The following is a 21,840-nucleotide window of genomic DNA, read 5'->3' on the forward strand; positions in this document are numbered from 1 at the left end:
TAAAAAAGCAATGGGACAATATTGTCCCATTGCTTTTTTCACAGTGATTCCTGCAAGGAAGGTGAGAAGTTTGAAAGCTGAACAGACAGAACCAACAGCCTGGTATGGAACAAGGTTTAGAGTGCGTTATCAAGAAAGTGACCAAATGGGTGTCGTCTATCATGCGAATTATGTGAACTGGTTTGAGATCGGCAGAACCGAAATGATCCGAAGTCTGGGATTTAGTTACCGGAGCATGGAGGAGCAGGGGGTTCTGCTGCCTGTAATTGGACTTGATCTGAAGTATAAGCTGCCTGCGAAGTATGATGACTATATTACAGTATGGACGCGTATAAATAATTTTAGCAGTGTCCGACTTCATTACGAATATGAAGTACGAAGAGAAGACATTGCAGCAGACAAGATACAGATGGATAATAAAGAGGTTGTATGGATGACTGAAGAATTGCCAGGTGAACTGCTTGTCACAGGATCGACGCAGCATGTGTGGGTAAATGCGGACTTCAAGCCCGTCAGGCTTGATAAAAGCGTTCCAAACCTGTACGATGCTTTAAAGAGAGCTGTGTCAATTGGAAGGGAGTAACCGTACATGCGAAACTGGAAGTGGGCGCTTCTGCTGCTCATTCCTGCAGTGGAACTGTTCGGGTTCATATGGGTAAGCGAACAAATAGGGGCAGGTTATACTTTACTACTCATTTTGGTCACCTCAATTATCGGGATGGCGATGATGCAATTCGAGGGGCGCAAGGTTCTTCAGGATACACGTAATGAAATGCAAAATGGTCTGGTACCAGGTCGAAAGATGCTGGATGGATTATGTGTATTTTTGGGTGGCAGCCTGTTGATTATACCTGGATTTGTAACCGATATTGTTGGATTCACCCTTGTATTTCCGCTAACAAGACCCATATACCGTTTGTTCCTGCTGAAATGGATCGAGAAAAAGATGAAAGACGGAAAAATCACGTTTTATAAACGTTTTTAAGGAAGGACAGAGAGAAGTTATAACTTCTTTCTGTCCTTTTTTAGGTCTTTTTGTCGTTAATTCTGAATTCAAGCTTATGATCACAACATTCCTGTATTGTCAATGAAAGTGATTACAAAAAATGCTTTATGGTATTGAAAAAAAACTTTGATATCCAAATCCACCTCCAAATTGTTCACAGGAGCGACAAAATCCAGTATGATGATTCAAGAAAGTAGTTTACACAGCGTGTCTGATTCCAGTAACGTTTCGTGGATTTACCGTAATGTGAAATTGTAATCTATAATATTGTAAATGTTTTCATTGAGAATGTTGTAAATTTTTGATAAAAGGAGAGATGTTAAAGATGACAGCTACCAAAGGCCTTGAAGGTATCGTTGCAGCAACTTCCTCAATTAGTTCTATCGTTGACGGCGTTCTTACATATCGCGGTTATGATATCGATGACCTCGCTGCGAACGCTTGCTTTGAAGAAGTTGCTTACTTGCTGTGGTTCGGCAAGCTCCCTAACAAAACTGAGCTTGATCAATTGAATAAGAGCTTTAGTGAATTTGCACCAATTCCTGATGAACTGATTGCTCAGATCAAACTCTATCCTCGAGACCTGAACACGATGGCGGCTTTGCGTTCTGCGGTATCAGCACTTGGGCTGTACGATACGCAGGCAGAAGACGTCTCTCAGGAAGCGAATGAGAATAAGGCAGTGAAGCTGCAAGCTCAGCTTCCGACGATCGTAGCAGCCATTTCTCGTATTCGCGAAGGCAAGGAGCCGATAGCACCTAAACAAGGGGTATCCATAGCCGAGAATTTCCTTTACATGCTTACAGGGGATGAGCCGAGTGAAACAGCAGTCAAAGCGCTTGATCAGGCACTTGTTCTTCATGCAGATCATGAGCTGAACGCGTCCACTTTTGCTGCCCGTGTAACCGTAGCTACCCTTTCTGACATGTACTCCGGTGTTACTTCTGCGATCGGTGCGCTTAAGGGTCCTTTGCATGGCGGTGCGAATGAAGCTGTTATGAAGATGCTGAATGAAATCGGTTCCAAGGATAAGCTCGAAGCCTACATCCAGCAGAAGCTGGATAATCGTGAGAAGATTATGGGCTTTGGACACCGTGTGTACAAGAATGGAGATCCTCGTGCGAAGCATCTGCAGAAGATGTCTCGTGAACTGGGTGAACAGAATGAAAACACAGAGCTGTATGAAATGTCAGTTCGGATTGAAGAATTGATTACTGGCCAAAAAGGTCTCAGACCCAATGTAGATTTCTATTCCGCTTCGGTTTATACACAGCTGGGCATCCAAAGAGATCTGTTTACTCCGATCTTCGCAATCAGCCGTGTATCGGGATGGACAGCGCATATTCTGGAACAGCTGGCAGATAACCGTATTATTCGTCCACGGGCAGAATATACAGGACCAACAACCCAAAAGTACATTTCTATTGAAAATCGATAATTTTGATAGACTCTCTAGGGTTTTTGATGAAGAAATATGTATAATAGAGTCATAGCATCCTTGGGTAGCAGGAGAGTCCCTCTTGATTACCCAGGGCACTGCCATGCTTGTTAGCCTATCTAATACAACCCGCTAAATAATAAGGAGGATATTAACAATGCCGAACTTTGAAAAATTCGCACTACCTACTGAGGGCGAAAAAATTACAATCGACAACGGTTCACTTCAAGTACCTAACAATCCAATCATTCCTTTCATTGAGGGTGACGGGACAGGCCGTGACATCTGGAAGGCATCGAAGCGTGTTCTGGACGCGGCAGTAGAAAAGGCGTACAACGGTGAGAAACAAATCGCCTGGTATGAAGTGTTTGCTGGTGAAAAAGCATTCAATACATACGGAGAATGGCTGCCTGCTGATACACTGGAAGCCATCCGTGAATATATCGTAGCTATTAAAGGACCACTGACTACTCCAATCGGCGGTGGAATTCGTTCCCTGAACGTTGCTCTTCGTCAAGAGCTGGATTTATATGTATGCTTACGTCCTGTACGTTATTTCGACGGCGTTCCTTCTCCAGTGAAGCGTCCTGACTTGGTAGACATGGTGATCTTCCGTGAGAATACAGAAGATATCTATGCAGGAATCGAGTACAAAGAAGGATCTGAGGAAGTGAAGAAAGTCATTCAGTTCCTTCAGCAAGAGATGGGCGCGAACAAGATCCGTTTCCCTGAAACATCTGGTATCGGTATTAAGCCTGTATCCTCTGAAGGATCCAAGCGTCTTGTACGTGCTGCAGTTGAATATGCAATCACTCATGGACGCAAGAGCGTAACTTTGGTTCATAAAGGCAACATTATGAAATTTACTGAAGGTGCCTTCAAGAACTGGGGTTATGAAGTAGCGGAAGCTGAGTTCGGCGATAAAGTGTTCACTTGGGCACAATACGATGAAATTAAAGAAAAAGAAGGTACGGATGCAGCGAATGCCGCTCAAAAAGCTGCAGAAGAAGCAGGCAAAATCATTGTTAAGGATGCAATTGCCGACATCGCTCTTCAGCAAGTACTGACTCGTCCTGCAGAGTTTGATGTCATCGCAACACTGAATCTGAACGGTGACTACCTGTCAGATGCTCTGGCTGCACAAGTTGGCGGAATTGGTATCGCTCCAGGCGCGAATATCAACTATGTAACAGGTCATGCGATCTTCGAAGCGACTCATGGTACAGCTCCGAAATATGCAGATAAAGATGTAGTTAACCCGGGTTCCGTTATTTTGTCCGGTGTCATGTTGCTTGAGCATTTGGGCTGGCAAGAAGCGGCTGATCTAATCTACAAAGGCATGGAAACATCCATTAACAACAAGACCGTAACTTATGACTTTGCTCGCTTAATGGAAGGCGCTACAGAAGTGAAATGCTCTGAGTTCGCAGACGAGATTATCAAAAACCTGTAGAGGAGAGCGGATACTGTGACCATTCAGCGTAAAAAGATCGCCGTAGTCGGCGCCGGTTTTACTGGCGCGACAACGGCACTTATGTTGGCTCAAAAAGAACTCGGCGACGTCGTGCTTATAGATATTCCACAGCTTGAGAATCCAACTAAGGGTAAAGCGCTTGATATGCTGGAAGCAAGTCCTGTTCAAGGATTTGACAGTAATATAACCGGTACATCCAACTACGAGGATGCCCAAGGTTCAGATATCGTCATCATTACGGCGGGAATCGCCCGTAAACCGGGAATGAGCCGTGATGATCTCGTGAATACAAATGCAGGCATCGTCAAATCTGTTTGTGAAAATATAAAAAAATATTGTCCTGATTCCATCGTGATCATCTTGAGTAATCCAGTGGATGCAATGACCCATGCGGCGTATCAGACACTGGGCTTCCCGAAGAACCGTGTCATCGGCCAGTCAGGTGTTCTGGACACCGCTCGTTATTGTACGTTCATTGCTCAGGAACTGAATGTTTCTGTTGAAGATGTCCGTGGTTTTGTACTTGGCGGTCATGGTGATGATATGGTTCCACTCGTGCGTTACTCCAGTGTGGGTGGTATTCCAATTGATACGCTAATTCCTCAGGACCGAATTGAAGCTATCGTTAAGCGGACTCGTGTCGGCGGCGGCGAAATTGTGAACCTCCTGGGAAACGGGAGCGCGTACTATGCGCCAGCCGCATCACTTGTCCAGATGACGGAAGCGATCTTGAAGGACAAGAAACGGATTATCCCTGTGATTGCATACCTGGAGGGAGAGTACGGATACAATGATTTGTTCCTTGGCGTACCAACAATTCTTGGCGGTAATGGGATCGAGAAGATATTCGAACTTGAGCTCACGGAAGATGAGAAGGTAGCTCTGGATCAATCGGCAGACTCCGTACGCAATGTAATTTCTGTGATGCATATCTGATTTCAGATGTTGATTATGATAAATCCGTGAATTATGATAGGAAACCCTTTAATTATTTGAGGGTTTCCTTTTCTTTATCCTTGCCTATCAAGTATAATTTGGAAGAGTATTACCTGAACATATTCCTTATGGGAATAGACTGATTACAGTATTATTCTAATGGGTAATATGATGATATTGTTTTCAATTTTTATGGAAAGGAGAGGTCTGCGAATATGGGCGTTATCATGTATTTTGTACACATTCTTGGAGCCGTTTCAGTCGGCTTTTACCTGTTGCTTCCTTTCGTGGTTGCAGCAATCAGCAAGCTGTCTGTACCTGCTCAAGAAGGCAGTATTGCAGCTGTAAGAACGTTTAATCGTATTGCTCAATACGGCTTGATCATTCAATTGCTGTCTGGCGGATATATTATGTCTCAAGGAGAGTATGGCGTTTCTTGGATGATTCTTGTTGTTGTTATTTTCCTTGCTATGCTAGCGATTGCAGGTATTATGGGGAAATCTCTTCGCCTTGGTATTGCAGGTATCCAAGAGAAGAAAGACATCAGCAGTGAAAAAGGAAAACTACGCACATTTAGCATCATTCTGGCTGTACTGCTATTGGTAATGCTGTGGATTATGGTTAATCCTTGGTAAGTTGAAAAGATACATAATAAATGTATTAACAAGGACAATGGTTATTTGCTTATAAGCAAATAACCATTGTCTTTTTTGTGTAGATATTCTTTTTTGAATCGATAGATTTAAGATTTGGAATTTGAGAATTAATCATTCAAATTGTTTGATCCTATGAAGAGAGGGTAAAACCATATTGAGTAGGATGAAATAATACGTTGCTGTATCGATCTGTAGGAATAATGATGAGAGGAACAGCCATCCTAAACCTGTTAATGAAGTGAATAATTGAGGATTGAAAGGAGAAATCAAAGATGGGACAGAATCAAGCGAATCAAACTTTGCCTCCACAGCATCAGAATCAGCAGCCGGGAATTGAATCTGAAATGTATCCTAGGCCTGAATTCGAATCTGAGCAGTATAAGGCAGCAGGCAAGCTTACAGGAAAGACAGCGCTTATCACAGGTGGTGACAGCGGTATAGGCCGAGCTGTAGCGGTCACTTTTGCCAAAGAAGGTGCCGATGTAGCCATCGTGTACTTGAATGAACATGGTGATGCAGAGGAAACGAAGCGCCAGGTTGAGCAGGAAGGAAGAAAGTGTATTCTGATAGCAGGGGATGTAGGTGATTCAGCCTTCTGCCAGCAAGCGGTGAAGCAAACGGTAGATGAATTGGGACAACTGAATGTATTAGTCAATAATGCAGCAGAACAGCATCCTCAGCAAAGCTTCGAGGATATTACCGATGAGCAGCTTGAGAAGACATTTCGTACCAATATCTTCAGTATGTTCTACTTGACTAGGGCTGCAATGCCTCATTTAAAGGGTGGAAGCTCCATCATCAATACGACCTCAATTACGGCATATCGCGGCAATCCGACTCTCATAGACTATTCCTCTACGAAGGGCGCCATCACCTCCTTTACACGTTCCTTATCCATGCATTTGGCAGAGAAAGGGATTCGAGTGAATGCAGTCGCTCCAGGACCGATCTGGACCCCGCTTATTCCTGCTACCTTCGATGAGCAAAAGGTAAGTGAGTTTGGAGCAACCCAGCCGATGAAGCGCCCAGGTCAGCCGGAAGAATTGGCACCCGCTTATGTTTATCTGGCAACAAGTGACTCTTCCTATGTGACGGGTCAAGTTATTCATGTAAACGGCGGCGAAGTTGTTAACGGTTAACTAGTATATAAAGCTCAGTACAGTATAAACGAACTGTACTGAGCTTTTTTTGAGTTCTCGATTCGATCTAGACTTGGAACGCAGGAATTTTTCAGATAGAGATGTAAGCATAAATGGACCGTTGAATCGTTTTCAATTTAGATTTTACATAATGAACGAAAATGAGCTAGTAATCTATGATATGATCAATTAAAACTGAGCATGAATTTACATAAGTAACATAGAGAGGATCTGTTGCAGCATGAGATTAATGTCACTACGCTTTACTGCCGGATTTGAAAAATATATGTTTATCATTATGCCACTTACATTATTGCTAGGCGTTATGCTGTCAGACCAGCTGATATCATATGTGTCATGGGCTCCATATCTGTTTGGCTACGTTACTTTTGTAATGGCGATCGGATGTGGAGTACGTCATTTGAAGAAGGTTGTTCAGCGTCCGGCCGTCATGGTTGTTACTCTGGTTCTGTCACATGTGCTGGCTCCTTTGATTGCCTATTTTATGGGTACGATGTTGTTCGGCGCTTCTTCGGGATATACGATTGGTCTGGTTCTATTTACGATCATACCTCTGGGTGTATCCTCGGTACTATGGGTGTCAATGTCTTATGGCAGTGTACCTCTGATGCTTGCGATGGTCGTGTTGGATTCAGCTCTAAGTCCGCTGGTCGTTCCGGGTCTAATCGAATTATTTTTTGGAGCAGAGGTTCAATTCGATACGCCCAGTCTAATCAAGGATCTAATGCTCATTATTGTTGTACCGACGATTCTGGGCGTAATTGTGTATGAACTATCTAAAGGGAAATTCAAAGAATGGTCTGCCCCAGTTACTGCACCAATATCTAAACTATGCTTTATGGCCGTAGTTCTGCTCAATGCGGCAGCTATTGCACCTCATGTAAGTAATTTAGATTCAAGTGTGATCATGGCGATCATTTCGATTACCTTTGTCGTTGCTTTGTGTTACATCATCGGTTTTGCTGGCTCGTTCTTATTGCCATATGTTTCCCGGGAAATAAGCGTAACCATGTCTTATGCCTCCGGTATGCGGAATATATCACTCGGTCTTGTACTAGCCATGGGGTATTTTTCACCGGAAGCAGCCATACCAGTTGTACTCGGGATATTGATTCAACAGCCCTTAGCCACGGTGCAGCATGCTGTACTCAAGCGTTTTGCTCCGGTAAAAGACCAGAGTCTTGCTGCAAGGTGACATATGTTCGATTATTGGAAAGTGGATATTTATCCGGAAATAAATTAGAGGGAAAGCGCAATGCAATTGTAGTCAGTCGCAACTGATTTAGCCAATGGATGAATAGCCATAGGTTTTGTGCACATGATTAATTACTACTATACAAAGGATGATTACTAGCATTTATGAAAAATTTTCGATTCCGACTCACAATGATCATGATGGTGCTGATTGGACTTTCTGTACTGACCTCTGGATTGGCTTTGGGTCAAGTATTTAAAGATCTTCATATCAAAAATCAGGAAGAGAATATGGTGAGAGAGATCAATCTGCTTCATTCAACATTCGATTTTAAAGACACTTCACTCAACAAGGAGGAAGTCGTTGCATACTATACGCAGCAGGCCGAGTTACTGGAGCGCTTAACCGACTCGCGGACGACGTTCATCTTGAAGGATGGAACGGTTATTGGAGATTCCGAGTATGCTGCTGAGCAGATGGACAATCATCTTAATCGTGAAGAGATACAAACAGCGAATGATCATGATTCACCTTACGGTCGTTCCATTAGGACGAGTGATACGTTGTCACAAAAAATGCTGTATGTAGCACTGCCGGTTACATCTCCCGACCAACACTTTGATGGATACATTCGACTTTCCCTAAGCTTGGACTCGGTTGATGAAGGACTTGAAAGAGGCTGGTACTTAATTGGGTTAACGCTTCTTGCCCTCTATATCATTGCGGCTATTGTCTGCTATAGAGTAGCCAGAGGCTTGACCCAGCCTATTGAGCATATCACGAAAGTAGCGAATCAGATTTCGAATCTTGATTATGATGCCAGAGTCAAATTTGCCCGAAATGATGAGATAGGACAGCTAGGGAATGCCATTAATGGAATGGCTGACAGCCTGCAGGCTCAGCTGAAGCTAATTCGTGATAATGAGGATTTGGTGCAAAGTGTCATGACTAACATGGCAGGTGGTATATTGATGATTGATGCGAATCAGAATATAGCGGTGTTGAACAGAGAGAGCCATCGTATGCTGGGGCTGCATCCCGATCGTGTGACCGGAAAGCCGTATCATGAATTAAAACGTCACTATGAACTGACAAAGATCGTTGAGACAAGCATTTTGCAGCGAAGTAAAGTGCATGACGAAGTGCGAATCTACAGCCCGGAAGAAACTATTGTTCGAATTGACGGTGTACCGATGTATGAGAATGATGGAAGTTACCGGGGAATGCTCTTCCTGCTGCAGGATATTACAGCCATCCGCAGGCTGGAGAACATGCGAAGTGAATTCGTAGCGAATGTATCTCATGAGCTGAAGACGCCGGTTGCAGCTGTTAAGGGATTTGCTGAGACTCTGCTTAGCGGGGGGGTTAGGGATGAAGAAACAACGAGATCCTTCCTGCAGATTATTTATGACGAAGGGGACAGACTTAATCGCTTGATTAGTGACATATTGGATCTGTCCAAGATTGAATCGAAGCGAGCGACACTGGATTGTTCACCTGTACATCTCATGCCTTTCTTTGAAATGATAACGGGAACACTTGGCAATGCCGCAGAGAAAAAACAGATTCGCTTGATTCTGGATGTACCGGAAGAGCTGTTCATTGAAGCAGATGAAGACAAACTGAAGCAGATCTTCTTGAACCTGGTTAGCAACGGGATCAACTACACCCTTGATGGTGGTCGTGTTAAGATTACGGCACAGATCAGCAAGGATGAGGAGAATATTGTATTCCAGGTAAGTGATACAGGCATTGGCATTCCAAAAAGCGATCTGCCTCGCGTATTTGAACGTTTTTATCGAGTGGACAAAGGGAGGTCCCGCAATTCCGGAGGAACAGGGCTTGGTCTCTCCATTGTGAAGCACCTCGTGGAGCTGCATCATGGACAACTGGCGGTCGAGAGTGAGCTTGGAACGGGGACTACATTCACAGTGATTCTGCCCATGCTGCAGGATTCTGTCGAAGAAGCAGAGGAAGATTAAGCACTGGGCTTTCTTTTTACACAACGATAACAAAAGAGTGCTATGATATGAGCAGATTTAACATAAAGAAAGCAGGGGATATACGATGGCACAAAGATTGCTTGTTATAGAAGATGAACCTACACTTGCTAGATTGCTTTCCTACAATCTTACCCAAGAGGGCCATGACGTGACCGTAGAGGATCATGGTTCCTCTGGTTACAATAGAGCTTCTTCTCAAGAATTTGATCTTATACTGCTTGATTTAATGCTACCAGGAATGAACGGATTAGAAATACTCAGTAAATTGCGGGCATCGGGTGTGAAGACACCGGTTATCATTCTGACTGCCAAGAACGGAGAGAACGAGGTGGTTCAGGGTCTTAAGCTCGGAGCCGATGATTATATAACGAAGCCATTTGGGGTGTCCGAATTATTAGCTCGTGTAGATGCGGTGCTTAGAAGAGTAACTGGCGTTGAAGAGACACGCAGCGTCGAGAAGGACGATGAATCCCGTATTGTTCTTGGAGAGCTGGAGATCTATCCAGAGAAATATGAAGTGCTGCTGAGCGGGCAATCCATTAATTTGCGGCCCAAAGAGTTTGAGGTGCTGTTATATCTGGCCAAAAAGCCGGGAGTGGTCCTAACTCGGGATGATTTGATGAATGCAGTATGGGGATTTGACTATATCGGTGGTCAGCGTACTGTTGATGTCCATGTTAGCTCTCTTCGCAAGAAGCTTGAGCTGGACCCGGAGACGGTGCATATCGATTCGATTCGCGGTGTAGGGTACAAGCTTGTTGCAGGGAAGAAAAAAGTACATCAATAATGTAAATCACACGAATCAATTTCATATTATGAAAGAAATTGATTCACATTTTAATTTTATTCTCCCTTTACAAAATACAAGATCATACTTCATCACATTTATATAAAATGAGCCTTTAGAACTAATTCTAAAGGGGTGTTTACGATGAGAAAAGATCTGGAAGTAGCGGCCTATTGCCGCCAAATGCCGATGGTTCCGCAAGATATGGCAGGTAAGTCATTGTTTACGATGATGAAGCAGGATGAAACACTCTCCTGCGTTGTCATTGGAGATCAGAATGATTCGATCGTAGGGCTGATTATGCGAGATACGGTGTTTCAAAAGTATGCGAACCGATTTGCTGCTGAACTGTATGATCACAGATCCGTTGTATCCTTTATGACAGAGCACCCATTAATATTAAGCACCGAGCTGTCTGCTGAAGAGATCGTAGATCGGGCAGTAGATCGGGAGGACGAATCTTTTTATCATTGTGTCATTATGCATGAAGAAGGGCGTTATGCGGGTGTGCTTACGGTTCGCGACTTAATGAACATGTCAAGAGATATTCAAAAGATGGCAAGAAAGTCCCGAACAGAGGTTATCGTGCACAGTCAATCCAAATTGCATGAGGTGGATACTGCCGTTCAGAAAGTAAGACAGGCTGTACTGAAAAATACAGAAGGTATTGCACAATTGACCCAGCTAACGGAGAAGGGCAGTGTTTCACTTGGACACATCCAGGAATCCTATCGTTCTGTTCTGGATCAGACGAAGGCTCAGCGCTCACAAGCAGAAGAACAGATGGTTAAGGTCAGCGATATATCTGCTCTTACTTCTTCCATTCGTGAGCTCGCAGAGAGCAGTCATTTGCTGGCGATTAATGCATCCATTGAGGCAGCACATGCCAAGGAATATGGCAGATCTTTTCGCGTCATTGCAGATGAGGTCCGGAAGTTGTCGGGTCAGACAGGAACTCTTGCCGATCAAATTACTGAATTATTAAACGTCATCAGAGACAAAATACATCTGACTGCGCTTCTTGCAAAAGAAAGTGCAGATGAGATAGCTTCCAGCGCTGAAGATATTGCTCTTGGTAATAAGGCTTATGATTCTGTTCAATCTACGACGAGGGAAATGTCCCGTACGAGCGAGCAGATTCTGGCTTCGATATCCGATGCTGCTCATGTGACAGATATGGTCCACAAGACGCTCACATCCCTCGCGACTGATTGAGACAGGCACTGAAGGGATAGAGATCTGTGAGACCATATTTTACATAGCGTTAACAATTGTTTATACAGCCTTGACAATAATTTGATACAATTAAGCAGTTTCTGACGACTAAATTAATGGATTTTTGTATTTCTTATTTTGTTAGGCAGTAAAGGAGATAGCATACGGATGAACACTACTATGATTGATATAAAGAATTTAAACTTATATTACGAATCCTTCCATGCTTTAAAAAATGTGAATTTGGATATCCCTAAGAACACGGTTACCGCTTTTATTGGACCATCCGGATGTGGTAAATCGACACTTCTGCGTACGTTAAACCGGATGAATGATATGATTACAGGAACCCGTATAGAAGGAATCGTTGAACTCGATGGCAAAAATATATACGGTGAGGACATGCCTGTAGAGAACCTTCGCAAACAGGTAGGGATGGTATTCCAGCAGCCCAACCCGTTTCCTAAATCGATCTATGACAACATCGCTTACGGTCCTCGTCTTCACGGAACGACGGATAAGAAAGTTCTTGATGAATTGGTTGAACAGAGCTTACGACAAGCGGCCTTATGGGAGGAAGTAAAGGACTATCTTAAACGATCAGCACTCTCTCTCTCAGGAGGCCAGCAGCAGCGTCTCTGTATTGCAAGAGCGATCGCCGTTCAGCCTGAAGTTCTCTTGATGGATGAAGCGACTTCCGCGCTTGACCCGATCTCTACACTCAAGATTGAAGAGCTGGTGCAGGAGCTTCAAGAAAAATACACAATTGTGATGGTAACACACAATATGCACCAGGCGGCACGTGTGTCTGGAAAGACTGTCTTCTTCCTCAATGGGGAAGTAATTGAAGCGCAAGATACGAATGAAATCTTCTCTAACCCGCAAGATTCTAGAACGGAAGATTACGTATCCGGGCGATTTGGTTAAGTAATGTTTGTACCAGCTTAGCTTGACTCATCCAAGGGAGGAACTGCAATATGATTCGTAGAAAAAGTTTTGATCGTGAGCTAAATGAGCTCCGTGATTTGCTGCTCCAAATGGCAGAGCACGTGAATAAGGCACTAGTTGATTCTATTACAAGCTTGAAAACCTCGGATCAAGGGCTGGCACAAAAGGTAGTAAGTGAAGACGTGGAGCTAAATGCCATGGAAGAACGCATCATGGATATCGGCACCAAATTGATTATTACACAGCAGCCTGTAGCGAAAGACCTTCGTAGAATTATCGTTGCCTTCAAAATTTCCAGTGATCTTGAAAGAATGGGAGATTTGGCACTGGATGTTGCGAAGGTGACCATGCGTTTAGATGGTCAGAAGCTCATCAAACCGCTCGTTGATATTCCTCAAATGGCGGATATCGTGAAAGTGATGATTGACGAGTCCATTCAGTCTTATCTTGAAGAGAATTCAGATCTGGCGTATCAAATGGCAAAAAGAGATGATGGCGTAGACCAATTGTACAGCCGGATCATTACCGATTTGTACAGCTACATGGCAGGTCATCCTCAAGATGCATCCCAAGTAATGCTGCTCATGCTTGTAGGCAGATATATCGAACGAATTGGTGATCACGCAACCAATATCGGCGAGAGCACCGTATACTTGGTTACCGGCAAGCGTCCGGACCTAAATCAATAAGCACGAAAGAACAGATTTATACCGAAAAAAAAGTTTTTTCAACTTTTTCGGATAAATCTGTTTTTTTATGCTCAAAATTGGGTAATAATACTTTGTCGGTTAAGCAACTCACCAAGCAAATGGATATGGCGGTTTGATTTGAGTCCGTTATACAACGGCTCTTTTTGTTATTTACGTGACATTGAATATGGTGAGTAATTCTGAATAGGGGGAACGTATTTGTGATTGAATTCAAAGGTGTTAAGAAAGTGTACGATGATGGTTTCGAGGCATTAAAGGGGATAAACCTTGAAATCAAGCAAGGCGAAATTACAGTATTTATCGGACCCTCGGGATGTGGGAAAACGACGACAATGAGAATGATTAATAGATTGAATGTACCTTCACATGGACAGATCCTAATTAATGGTGATGATATTTCTAAGATGGATGCTGTTGAACTTAGACGGAAGATTGGATATGTCATTCAAAGTGTAGGTCTATTCCCAAATATGACAATAGCCAAAAATGTAGGAGTTGTACCGCGCCTGCAGAAATGGGATAAGGAAAAAATTGATAACCGAGTGAACGAGCTGATGAACCAGGTTAGGCTGAGTCCTGAAACTTTTGGGAACCGGTATCCTTCTGAGCTTAGCGGCGGTCAACAGCAGCGAATTGGAGTTATTCGTGCCCTTGCTGCAGACCCGGATATTATCCTCCTGGACGAACCGTTTAGCGCCTTGGATCCGATCAGCAGAGAAGAACTGCAGGATGAACTGATCAGACTGCAGACAGAGGTCAAGAAGACCATTGTGTTCGTAACGCATGACATGGACGAGGCGATTAAGCTTGCAGATACGATCGTGCTTATGAAAGATGGTCAGATAGAACAGGTTGGGACACCTGACCAAATTTTGCGTCACCCAGCAAGTCCTTTTGTCGAGAGCTTCATTGGCAAGAATCGTATGATCTCGAATAACGACAGTGATTTTCCGAATGTTGAGGAGGTTATGATTGATAATCCTGCCACCGCTTTCCCAACCCGGGGAATTGCTGAATCCGTAACGATTCTTCAGAGACGGAAGGTTGACTCCCTCGTTATTGTCGACAAATCCAAGCAACTCCTTGGTACCGTTACGATTTATCAGTTAATCAAGCATTATCGCGAAGAAGATAAGAAAATTGCGGATATTATGACTCCGGTAGAGCATGTCGTGCTGCGTGGTACTTCGGTTACGACCGCACTGGCGATTCTGAATGAGCATCATTTATCCAATCTCCCTGTCGTGGATGAGCATGGGAAATTCCATGGTCTCATAACAAGGGGAAGCGTGGTGAGACTTCTGGCGGATGTATACACTCCGGATACAGAGGAGGCAGATGCCAGTGCAAATCTTTGATGCTATAGCCAATTTCTTTGTATTTGTAGGTGAGCGTTATCCAGATATCCTCAGTGCTGCAGGACAGCATGCACTCATTGCGTTGATTGCAACACTACTTGGGATCGTAGTCGCTATTCCCGTGGCAATCATGATCTCAAGAAGCGAGATCAAATGGGTTAACTCGATTGTGTTTAGCGTTGCTAACTTGTTTCAGACCATACCGAGTCTGGCGCTGCTCGCACTGATGATTCCGCTCTTCGGAATTGGAATGACGCCAGCGGTCATTGCATTGTTTCTATACTCATTGCTGCCTTTGCTGCGGAATACCTACGCTGGCCTGCAATCCGTAGACCCCGCACTCCGGGACGCATCTAAAGGTATGGGGTATAGCAGACTTCAAAGCTTATTCCAGATTGAGCTTCCTTTAGCAATTCCATATATCATGTCAGGCATCCGAATTACGACCGTATATATTATCAGTTGGACCACCCTTGCAGGCCTTGTTGGAGCCGGTGGCCTTGGCCAATTAATTGTGTCAGGTCTAGGCGTGAATAAGACAGAGCTGATTGTAGCAGGTGCCATTTCGGCTATTCTTTTTGCATTGCTGGCTGACCTGGTGTTAAGCCTTGTCGAGAAATCATTCACACCCAAAAAGAATAGTGCGAAAGCAAATGCATCATAACGCTGCATCAACAGAATGTTCGCACTTCAAAGCCATGGAGAAAGAGGGAGATATAGAAATATGAAAGTACTAAATCAAAAATGGTCTAAAGCTATACGTTCGTTGTTCACCCTGGTCTTGGTACTTACAATATTTTCAGTAAGCGTCCCAAGTAAGGCTGCGGCAGCAGATGTAACCATCGGAACCCAGACATTTACGGAAACGAAGATACTTGCCGAAATGTATAAGGCCTTGATTGAAGATCGAACCGATCTGAGTGTAGATATTAAGACGGACCTGGCTGCCTCCAGCGTCGTTCTCCGTTCCATAGCCCAGGGCGAAGTGGACATGGGTACGCTGTACTCAGGAGAAATATTTAATGGATATTTTGAAATCGAAGACACCAAGGATCGAGCAGCGGTGCTGAGACAGGCACAAGAAGGGTTTGACAAACTGTACAACCTAAAATGGTATGATCCGCTTGGATTTGAAAATACGTATACCTTGGCTGTAAGACCAGAGGTAGCTGAACAATATGGTTTAGGTACAATGTCCGATCTCGAAGAGCATGCAGGGAATATGAGTATCGGTGTGGATACAACCTGGCTGGAACGTCCTGCTGATGGTTATCCTGCCTTTACGAAGGAATACGGCTATACATTTGAATCTACCTCACCAATGGAAATTTCACTCGTATATCAAGCTGTGGCGGATAAGATGGTAGATGTCGTACTGGCTTATACAACAGACCCTGGACTCAAGGAGTTTAATCTCGTAACACTTGAGGACGATAGGCAGTTCTTCCCGCCCTTTGATGCATCGACTGTCGTGAAAAAAGAGCTGCTCGCTAAATACCCTGAGCTCGATGAAACACTATCTTTATTGATTGGCACCATTGATGCCGATACCATGACGGATCTCAATTATCAGGTTGATGTTAACAAAATGGAGCCGAAAAACGTTGCTCTGATGTATTTAGTGGACCAAGGACTGCTTGATGAATCCAAGCTTCCTGCGTCCGTTATGAACCCGGATGCATCTCCATTGCAGAAATTCGGATATTATATAACAGAGAATGCTTCCTATCTATGGAATATGACATGGGTTCACATTGTCATGGTACTATGCGGTCTGGGGCTTGCCCTTGTTATTGGTATACCGCTGGGGATTATAAGTGCGCGTTATCAAAGAACGGGACGTGTAATCATGTTCATTACCAACATTATTCAGGTACTGCCTAGCTTGGCATTACTTGCGCTTCTCATGGTGCTTGTTGGATTAGGTAATGCAACGGTGGTTGTTGGTTTGTTCCTATACAGCTTGAATCCGGTTGTTCGAAATACCTACGTAGGCCTTTCAGAAGTCAATGCAGGCATTAAGGACGCGGGGAAAGGGATGGGCATGAGTCCACTTCAGTTACTATGGAAGGTAGAAATGCCATTATCTCTGCCATTCCTGATGGCTGGTTTACGTGTAGCAGCCGTCATTGCGATTGGAGTCGCTACCCTTGCACCGCTCATTGGCGGGGATGGACTGGGACGTGAAATTTATGCAGGGCTGAACCAGCGCCACAATATAAAAATCCTGGCAGGGGCCATACCAGCCGCATTGCTGGCGATTCTTGCCGACATCATTCTTGGAAGATTGTCGAATCGATTTAAAATTGCGAAGTGATAAGATATCCGAAGTCTGAAATACAGGTCCGTCACCATACTCTGTTGGCGGACTTTTTCGTGTGATAAACAAAATTGACGCTTTAATCCTGAGTTGATATAGTTGGTATATTATAAATTTGGAAGGAAATGTGTATGAGCCAACCTTTATATCAGCAAATTATTACATCACTTCTAAATGAAATCGACACAGGTCGACTGCAGCCTGGCGATCAGGTTCCCTCAGAAAAAGAACTAACAGATCAATTTCAGGTCAGTCGAATTACTGCCAAAAAAGCACTGGACCTGCTCGCTGAAGAAGGAGTCATTGTAAGAATCCGCGGCAAAGGATCGTATGTCAACGTCTCTGGAGTTCCAAATGATGAAGAGGTTGAAGGTAGAAATGGGAAGGAGACAGGAAGAAGTGACCGTTTGATTGGAGCGATCTTTCCGAGCTATACAGATGGTTATGGATTATTGCTGCAATACGCAGTTGAGAAGACCGTGGCTGAGCTTGGCGGTTCTTTAATTATCAAGCGAAGCAATCACTCTGTAGGAGAGGAAGAAGCAGCGATTGACACTCTATTGGGTCTTCAGGTGGATGGCATTATTGTATTCCCTACAGACAGCAGAGAGTATAATCAGAGGCTACTGAAGATGATCCTGGATGAATTCCCTGTCGTAGTGGTGGACCGAAATTTGAAGGGGATACAGGCGTGTACAGTACATACGGATAACAAAACCGCGGCCTATAAGCTCGCTGCTTATTTACTGGAAACGGGACATAAGCATATCGCATTTATATCGCCGGATCCTAATCGAACTTCAACGCTTGAAGATCGGCTGGCCGGTTTCCAGCAAGCCTTCTTAGCTAGTGGGACAAGGCTTTGTTCCGATTATTTGATAACAGACTTTCCGAGCGGCTACTCATGCAGATCGAGTGATAATAATTCAGCAGAATATACGCTGATCAAAAAGCTGCTTGAGGAGCACCCTCAAATTACTGCTTTTGTATGTGCTGAGTATGAAATTGCAATTTTCCTCTACAAGCTGCTGGAATCCATTGGCTTACGTGTGCCGGAGGACTGCTCCATTGTCTGCTTCGATTGCCCGGATGATCCGTATGATCATTTGAACCGACCGAGATTTACGCATATCAGACAGTATGAAGAGAAGATGGGCAGAAGAGCAGTTGAATTACTGTATTCACAAATTGATAATAGGGAAGTTCCGAAGCTTACCTTGCTCGGATTTGAATTTAAGGAAGGGCGCTCAACATAAGAGCGGCTCTTTCTTTTTTTGTTGGCTCCATTTTGGAATAAAAATATATTTATTCTTAATATTGCAAAATGAAGTAAGGTCTGATATTGTACTGTTTACAGATGACTTAAGTTGATATATACATTACATACTAACTCAGTGAACTTATTTTTTTTCGCACATTAGTAAGCGCTTACAGTTATCTGAACTAATCATGGTAAAGGCGGTGTCAGAAGAATGGCTGTACAGAAAGGATTCTGGAACTTTAGCTTGCTTATTCTGTTACTCAGCACAGTATTGTCAGGATGTACGGGCGGGGATGCAAACGGGGGTTCAGCAGACAATGAGGGAAAGACAACAATTACTTTTTGGCATTCTATGACGGAATTAACGGGGGACGCCATAGCAGAGGTGATTAAGGCGTTTGAAGCTGAACATACGGACATCAAGGTGAATTCTGTCTATATCGCCCAGCAGGGTGAAGGGAAGAACGAGAAGCTGCTTGCGGCTGTCGCCGGGGGAAATGCACCGGATGTGGCCTACTTTGACCGATTTGAAGTAGCTACATGGGCGAATCAAGGCTCATTGACGGATTTAACCGAATTTGCGGCAAGGGATCAAATAACTGAAGATGGCTTCTACCCTTTCGCCTGGGAAGAAGCAAGCTATGATGGCAAGCTATATGCGATGCCGACTTCCACGGATGCACGTCTTGTGTTCTATAACAAAGAGCATTTCGAACAGGCGGGCCTAGATCCGGAAGTGACGCCTAAGACCATAGAAGAGCTGGAGGCCATTGCTGAGAAGCTGACGATCAAAGAAGGCAACCGGTTCAAACAGATTGGTTTTATCCCTTGGTTTGGGCAGGGATGGTTCTATGGCTGGGGATGGGCCTTCGGAGGTGATTTCCTTGATGAGAACGGAAATGTGACCGCAGACCATCCGAAGAACATTGAAGCTCTTGCCTGGATGGTGGATTACGCCCAGAAATATAACATTGAAGATATCGCGTCTTTTACAAGTTCTCAGGGAACTTCAACAATGGACCCTTTCTTCACCGGTCAATTGAGTATGCAGGTGTCAGGGCCATGGACCGTATCTCAGGCCAAGAAATTTAATCCTGATTTGAAGTATGGCGTGTTTCCGATGCCGACCCCTACAGGTGAGAATCACACAACCTGGTCCGGAGGATGGGCGACCGTGATGCCGAAGGGCTCGAAAAATCAGGATGCAGCCTGGGAATTCATGAAATTTTTATCGGGTGAGAAAGGCCAAGAAATTTTCAGCAGAATCAGTGGTGATTTTTCTATCAAGGACAAAGTGAATGAACAGCTTGGGTATAAGGAGGATCCGATCTTCAAGGAATTCATTGATGTGCTTCCTGTCTCACATGCAAGGCCGGTCATGACTCAAGGGTCTTTGTACTGGAACGAGCTGGCATCCGCAGTAGACCTGGCTACGCGTGGCAAAGGAACACCGGAAGAACTGCTGAAGAAGGTAAGCGACAATGTATCCAAAGCATTAACCGAATAATGTATGCTTGCGCGAAGCTGCACATCTATCATTCCTCACTTCACTCAAGTTGAAACGGAGGCGTAAACTTGATTAAATCGGAACCGATTAACACAGAACATGTGAAGATGAAAATGAGACAAAAGGGCCGCAGACTCCATAGAGACAATATGTATGGCTGGCTGTTCGCTTCCCCGTGGATTATCGGACTTGTGGTGTTCTTTGGAGCCCCGCTTATCTCATCCCTGTATTTCAGCTTAACCACATACAGTATTCTGCAGCCGGGAGAATTTGTAGGCTTTCAAAATTATGCAGGTCTCATGAAGGACGCTGTATTCTGGACATCCATCAACAATACCATTTACTTTGTCGTGTTTTTTGTTCCGCTAAGCATTTTCTTTGGAGTGGCTTTAGCGATGCTGCTTAATATGAAGATCAGAGGAATGGCTGTTTACCGCACAATCTTCTTCCTCCCAACGCTAGTTCCGGCTGTTGCTATGGCTGTGCTCTGGATGTGGCTGCTCAATCCTGGCTTCGGACTTGTGAACGGAATTCTAGACGGGATGGGCATTCAGGGGCCGGCTTGGCTTGGATCGGAGACCTGGTCCAAGCCGTCGCTGATCCTGATGTCTCTATGGGGGATCGGTCAATCTGTTGTAATCTACTTGGCTGGTCTTAACGATATTTCAAGTGACTATTATGAAGCTGCCGAGATTGATGGGGCAGGATGGTTTAGCAAAGTGAAGAGTGTGACGCTGCCACTGCTTACCCCCGTTATTTTCTATAATCTAGTCATGGGTGTTATCAATGCCTTTCAGCAGTTCACGCTGCCCTACACTCTAACGAATGGTCAGGGAACGCCAGCTGACTCAATGAAATTTTATGTCATGTACCTGTATGATAATGGTTTTAAGTTCTTCAAGATGGGATACGCATCGGCTATGGCCTGGATCTTGTTTATTATAGTGATGGTACTTACAGCCGTGATCTTTGGTTCGTCAAAAAAATGGGTTCACTATCAAGGAGAGTAGGGGGATGGATATGACAGCCAAAACTGCACGCAACGTAAAACGAATCAGTGCACACCTCTTTTTGCTTATTGCAGCTGCATTCTTTCTGTCTCCGTTTATCTGGATGGTATCCACTTCACTGAAGCCGCTTGAGCAGGTGTTCACTTTCCCGCCCGAATGGATTCCGAGACCCTTCATGTGGAGCAATTATGTGGATGCTATGACCTACATTCCATTCTTCACTTATTTGAAAAATACATTGATCATTACCGGCTTCAGCACGCTGGGTGTTGTACTAACTTCACCGCTGGTCGCTTACAGCTTCGCTAAACTGCAGTGGAGAGGCAGCAAGACTTTATTTCTCATCACTATAGCCGTAATGATGATTCCAGGCCAGGTTACTATGATTCCGTTGTTCCTCTTGTTCGATAAGCTGAACTGGATTGGTACGGTACTCCCTTTAATCGTCCCTGCTTTTTTTGGGGTACCGTTCTATATTTTTTTGCTGCGGCAATTTTTTATGGGATTACCCAACGAGCTGAAGGATGCTGCGAGAATCGATGGTGCCGGAGAGTTTCGGATTTACTGGCAGATCATGCTGCCCTTGGCCAAGTCTGCTGTGCTCGCTGTAGGCTTGTTTCAGTTCATGGCGAGCTGGACGGATTTCATGGGACCGCTGCTCTATCTAACGAATCCTGAGTCTTATACTTTATCGCTTGGCCTGCAGCAATTAAAGTCAGAAAGGGACGGAATGGGGACTGATGATGGCGGTATCTACCATTATGACAGCACCAATTATTATTTTGTTTTTCCTCTTGCAGAAGACATTTATTCAAGGGATTACCTTCAGCGGGATTAAAGGATAGGGGGAATATAG

At 44.3% G+C, this 21,840-nt stretch carries 20 protein-coding genes and 1 pseudogene; all 21 read left to right on the top strand.

Annotation, left to right across the window (positions count from 1 at the left end):
• Positions 1-61: 61 nt before the first annotated feature.
• The 21 genes and pseudogenes from BM415_RS03380 to BM415_RS03475 all read left to right on the top strand — a co-directional run bounded on the left by BM415_RS03380 (position 62) and on the right by BM415_RS03475 (position 21,822).
• Positions 62-583 (top strand): acyl-CoA thioesterase, encoded by a 522-nt coding sequence (locus BM415_RS03380; protein WP_244533129.1) that lies wholly within the window; start codon positions 62-64, stop codon positions 581-583.
• Positions 584-589: 6 nt separating this feature from the next.
• Positions 590-985 (top strand): FxsA family protein, encoded by a 396-nt coding sequence (locus tag BM415_RS03385; protein WP_091154596.1) that lies wholly within the window; start codon positions 590-592, stop codon positions 983-985.
• Between the two features lie 346 nt (positions 986-1,331).
• A complete protein-coding gene (gene citZ, locus BM415_RS03390; RefSeq protein ID WP_091154598.1) occupies positions 1,332-2,444 on the top strand; it encodes a citrate synthase in 1,113 nt (370 codons plus the stop codon).
• A 157-nt stretch (positions 2,445-2,601) separates the two neighbouring features.
• Positions 2,602-3,897 (top strand): NADP-dependent isocitrate dehydrogenase, encoded by a 1,296-nt coding sequence (icd, locus tag BM415_RS03395; RefSeq protein WP_091154601.1) that lies wholly within the window; start codon positions 2,602-2,604, stop codon positions 3,895-3,897.
• A 15-nt stretch (positions 3,898-3,912) separates the two neighbouring features.
• Complete coding sequence (gene mdh, locus BM415_RS03400) at positions 3,913-4,854, top strand: malate dehydrogenase (protein WP_091154604.1); 942 nt, start codon at positions 3,913-3,915, stop codon at positions 4,852-4,854.
• 215 nt (positions 4,855-5,069) lie between these two features.
• Positions 5,070-5,489 carry a hypothetical protein gene (locus tag BM415_RS03405; RefSeq protein WP_091154606.1) on the top strand — a complete coding sequence of 140 codons (420 nt, stop codon included), beginning with the start codon at positions 5,070-5,072 and terminating at the stop codon, positions 5,487-5,489.
• Positions 5,490-5,782: 293 nt separating this feature from the next.
• Entirely contained in the window at positions 5,783-6,649 is an 867-nt protein-coding gene (locus BM415_RS03410; RefSeq protein ID WP_091154608.1) for an SDR family oxidoreductase, read from the top strand.
• Between the two features lie 241 nt (positions 6,650-6,890).
• Entirely contained in the window at positions 6,891-7,865 is a 975-nt protein-coding gene (locus tag BM415_RS03415; RefSeq protein WP_091154611.1) for a bile acid:sodium symporter family protein, read from the top strand.
• Positions 7,866-8,029: 164 nt separating this feature from the next.
• Positions 8,030-9,847 (top strand): two-component system histidine kinase PnpS, encoded by a 1,818-nt coding sequence (locus BM415_RS03420; protein WP_091154613.1) that lies wholly within the window; start codon positions 8,030-8,032, stop codon positions 9,845-9,847.
• Positions 9,848-9,932: 85 nt separating this feature from the next.
• On the top strand, positions 9,933-10,655 hold the full coding sequence (locus tag BM415_RS03425; RefSeq protein ID WP_091154615.1) for a response regulator transcription factor: 723 nt from the start codon (positions 9,933-9,935) through the stop codon (positions 10,653-10,655).
• A gap of 144 nt (positions 10,656-10,799) precedes the next feature.
• Complete coding sequence (locus tag BM415_RS03430; RefSeq protein WP_091154617.1) at positions 10,800-11,870, top strand: methyl-accepting chemotaxis protein; 1,071 nt, start codon at positions 10,800-10,802, stop codon at positions 11,868-11,870.
• A 168-nt stretch (positions 11,871-12,038) separates the two neighbouring features.
• Positions 12,039-12,797, top strand: a complete 759-nt coding sequence (gene pstB, locus BM415_RS03435; RefSeq protein WP_091154620.1) for a phosphate ABC transporter ATP-binding protein PstB — start codon at positions 12,039-12,041, stop codon at positions 12,795-12,797.
• A 50-nt stretch (positions 12,798-12,847) separates the two neighbouring features.
• Complete coding sequence (gene phoU / locus BM415_RS03440) at positions 12,848-13,507, top strand: phosphate signaling complex protein PhoU (protein ID WP_091154622.1); 660 nt, start codon at positions 12,848-12,850, stop codon at positions 13,505-13,507.
• 221 nt (positions 13,508-13,728) lie between these two features.
• On the top strand, positions 13,729-14,886 hold the full coding sequence (locus BM415_RS03445; protein WP_091154624.1) for a betaine/proline/choline family ABC transporter ATP-binding protein: 1,158 nt from the start codon (positions 13,729-13,731) through the stop codon (positions 14,884-14,886).
• Positions 14,873-15,550: an ABC transporter permease gene (locus tag BM415_RS03450; RefSeq protein ID WP_244533130.1), complete on the top strand. Its 678-nt coding sequence runs from the start codon at positions 14,873-14,875 to the stop codon at positions 15,548-15,550. The genes BM415_RS03445 and BM415_RS03450 overlap by 14 nt, the downstream gene beginning before the upstream one ends.
• A gap of 60 nt (positions 15,551-15,610) precedes the next feature.
• A pseudogene (locus BM415_RS25325) lies at positions 15,611-16,495 on the top strand (glycine betaine ABC transporter substrate-binding protein); the annotation flags it as partial.
• A gap of 129 nt (positions 16,496-16,624) precedes the next feature.
• Positions 16,625-17,203, top strand: coding sequence for an ABC transporter permease (locus BM415_RS25330; protein WP_244533249.1), 579 nt, complete (start codon positions 16,625-16,627; stop codon positions 17,201-17,203).
• 134 nt (positions 17,204-17,337) lie between these two features.
• Entirely contained in the window at positions 17,338-18,462 is a 1,125-nt protein-coding gene (locus BM415_RS03460; RefSeq protein ID WP_170862355.1) for a GntR family transcriptional regulator, read from the top strand.
• Positions 18,463-18,678: 216 nt separating this feature from the next.
• Complete coding sequence (locus BM415_RS03465) at positions 18,679-19,974, top strand: ABC transporter substrate-binding protein (protein WP_091154628.1); 1,296 nt, start codon at positions 18,679-18,681, stop codon at positions 19,972-19,974.
• A gap of 68 nt (positions 19,975-20,042) precedes the next feature.
• The gene (locus BM415_RS03470; RefSeq protein ID WP_244533131.1) at positions 20,043-20,984 is read left to right on the top strand and encodes a carbohydrate ABC transporter permease; all 942 of its coding nucleotides are present in this window, start codon (positions 20,043-20,045) and stop codon (positions 20,982-20,984) included.
• Between the two features lie 10 nt (positions 20,985-20,994).
• Positions 20,995-21,822 (top strand): carbohydrate ABC transporter permease, encoded by an 828-nt coding sequence (locus BM415_RS03475; protein WP_244533132.1) that lies wholly within the window; start codon positions 20,995-20,997, stop codon positions 21,820-21,822.
• Positions 21,823-21,840 lie beyond the last annotated feature (18 nt).

It is taken from the genome of Paenibacillus sp. 453mf (assembly GCF_900116105.1).
In the GTDB taxonomy this organism is placed as follows: domain Bacteria; phylum Bacillota; class Bacilli; order Paenibacillales; family Paenibacillaceae; genus Paenibacillus; species Paenibacillus provencensis.

Coding starts and splice junctions, on each gene's coding strand:
- BM415_RS03385 (WP_091154596.1), top strand. CDS start 590: ATGCGAAACTGGAAGTGGGCGCTTCTGCTGCTCATTCCTGCAGTGGAA.
- citZ (WP_091154598.1), top strand. CDS start 1,332: ATGACAGCTACCAAAGGCCTTGAAGGTATCGTTGCAGCAACTTCCTCA.
- icd (WP_091154601.1), top strand. CDS start 2,602: ATGCCGAACTTTGAAAAATTCGCACTACCTACTGAGGGCGAAAAAATT.
- BM415_RS03405 (WP_091154606.1), top strand. CDS start 5,070: ATGGGCGTTATCATGTATTTTGTACACATTCTTGGAGCCGTTTCAGTC.
- BM415_RS03410 (WP_091154608.1), top strand. CDS start 5,783: ATGGGACAGAATCAAGCGAATCAAACTTTGCCTCCACAGCATCAGAAT.
- BM415_RS03415 (WP_091154611.1), top strand. CDS start 6,891: ATGAGATTAATGTCACTACGCTTTACTGCCGGATTTGAAAAATATATG.
- BM415_RS03420 (WP_091154613.1), top strand. CDS start 8,030: ATGAAAAATTTTCGATTCCGACTCACAATGATCATGATGGTGCTGATT.
- BM415_RS03425 (WP_091154615.1), top strand. CDS start 9,933: ATGGCACAAAGATTGCTTGTTATAGAAGATGAACCTACACTTGCTAGA.
- BM415_RS03430 (WP_091154617.1), top strand. CDS start 10,800: ATGAGAAAAGATCTGGAAGTAGCGGCCTATTGCCGCCAAATGCCGATG.
- pstB (WP_091154620.1), top strand. CDS start 12,039: ATGAACACTACTATGATTGATATAAAGAATTTAAACTTATATTACGAA.
- phoU (WP_091154622.1), top strand. CDS start 12,848: ATGATTCGTAGAAAAAGTTTTGATCGTGAGCTAAATGAGCTCCGTGAT.
- BM415_RS25330 (WP_244533249.1), top strand. CDS start 16,625: ATGACATGGGTTCACATTGTCATGGTACTATGCGGTCTGGGGCTTGCC.
- BM415_RS03460 (WP_170862355.1), top strand. CDS start 17,338: ATGAGCCAACCTTTATATCAGCAAATTATTACATCACTTCTAAATGAA.
- BM415_RS03465 (WP_091154628.1), top strand. CDS start 18,679: ATGGCTGTACAGAAAGGATTCTGGAACTTTAGCTTGCTTATTCTGTTA.
- BM415_RS03475 (WP_244533132.1), top strand. CDS start 20,995: ATGACAGCCAAAACTGCACGCAACGTAAAACGAATCAGTGCACACCTC.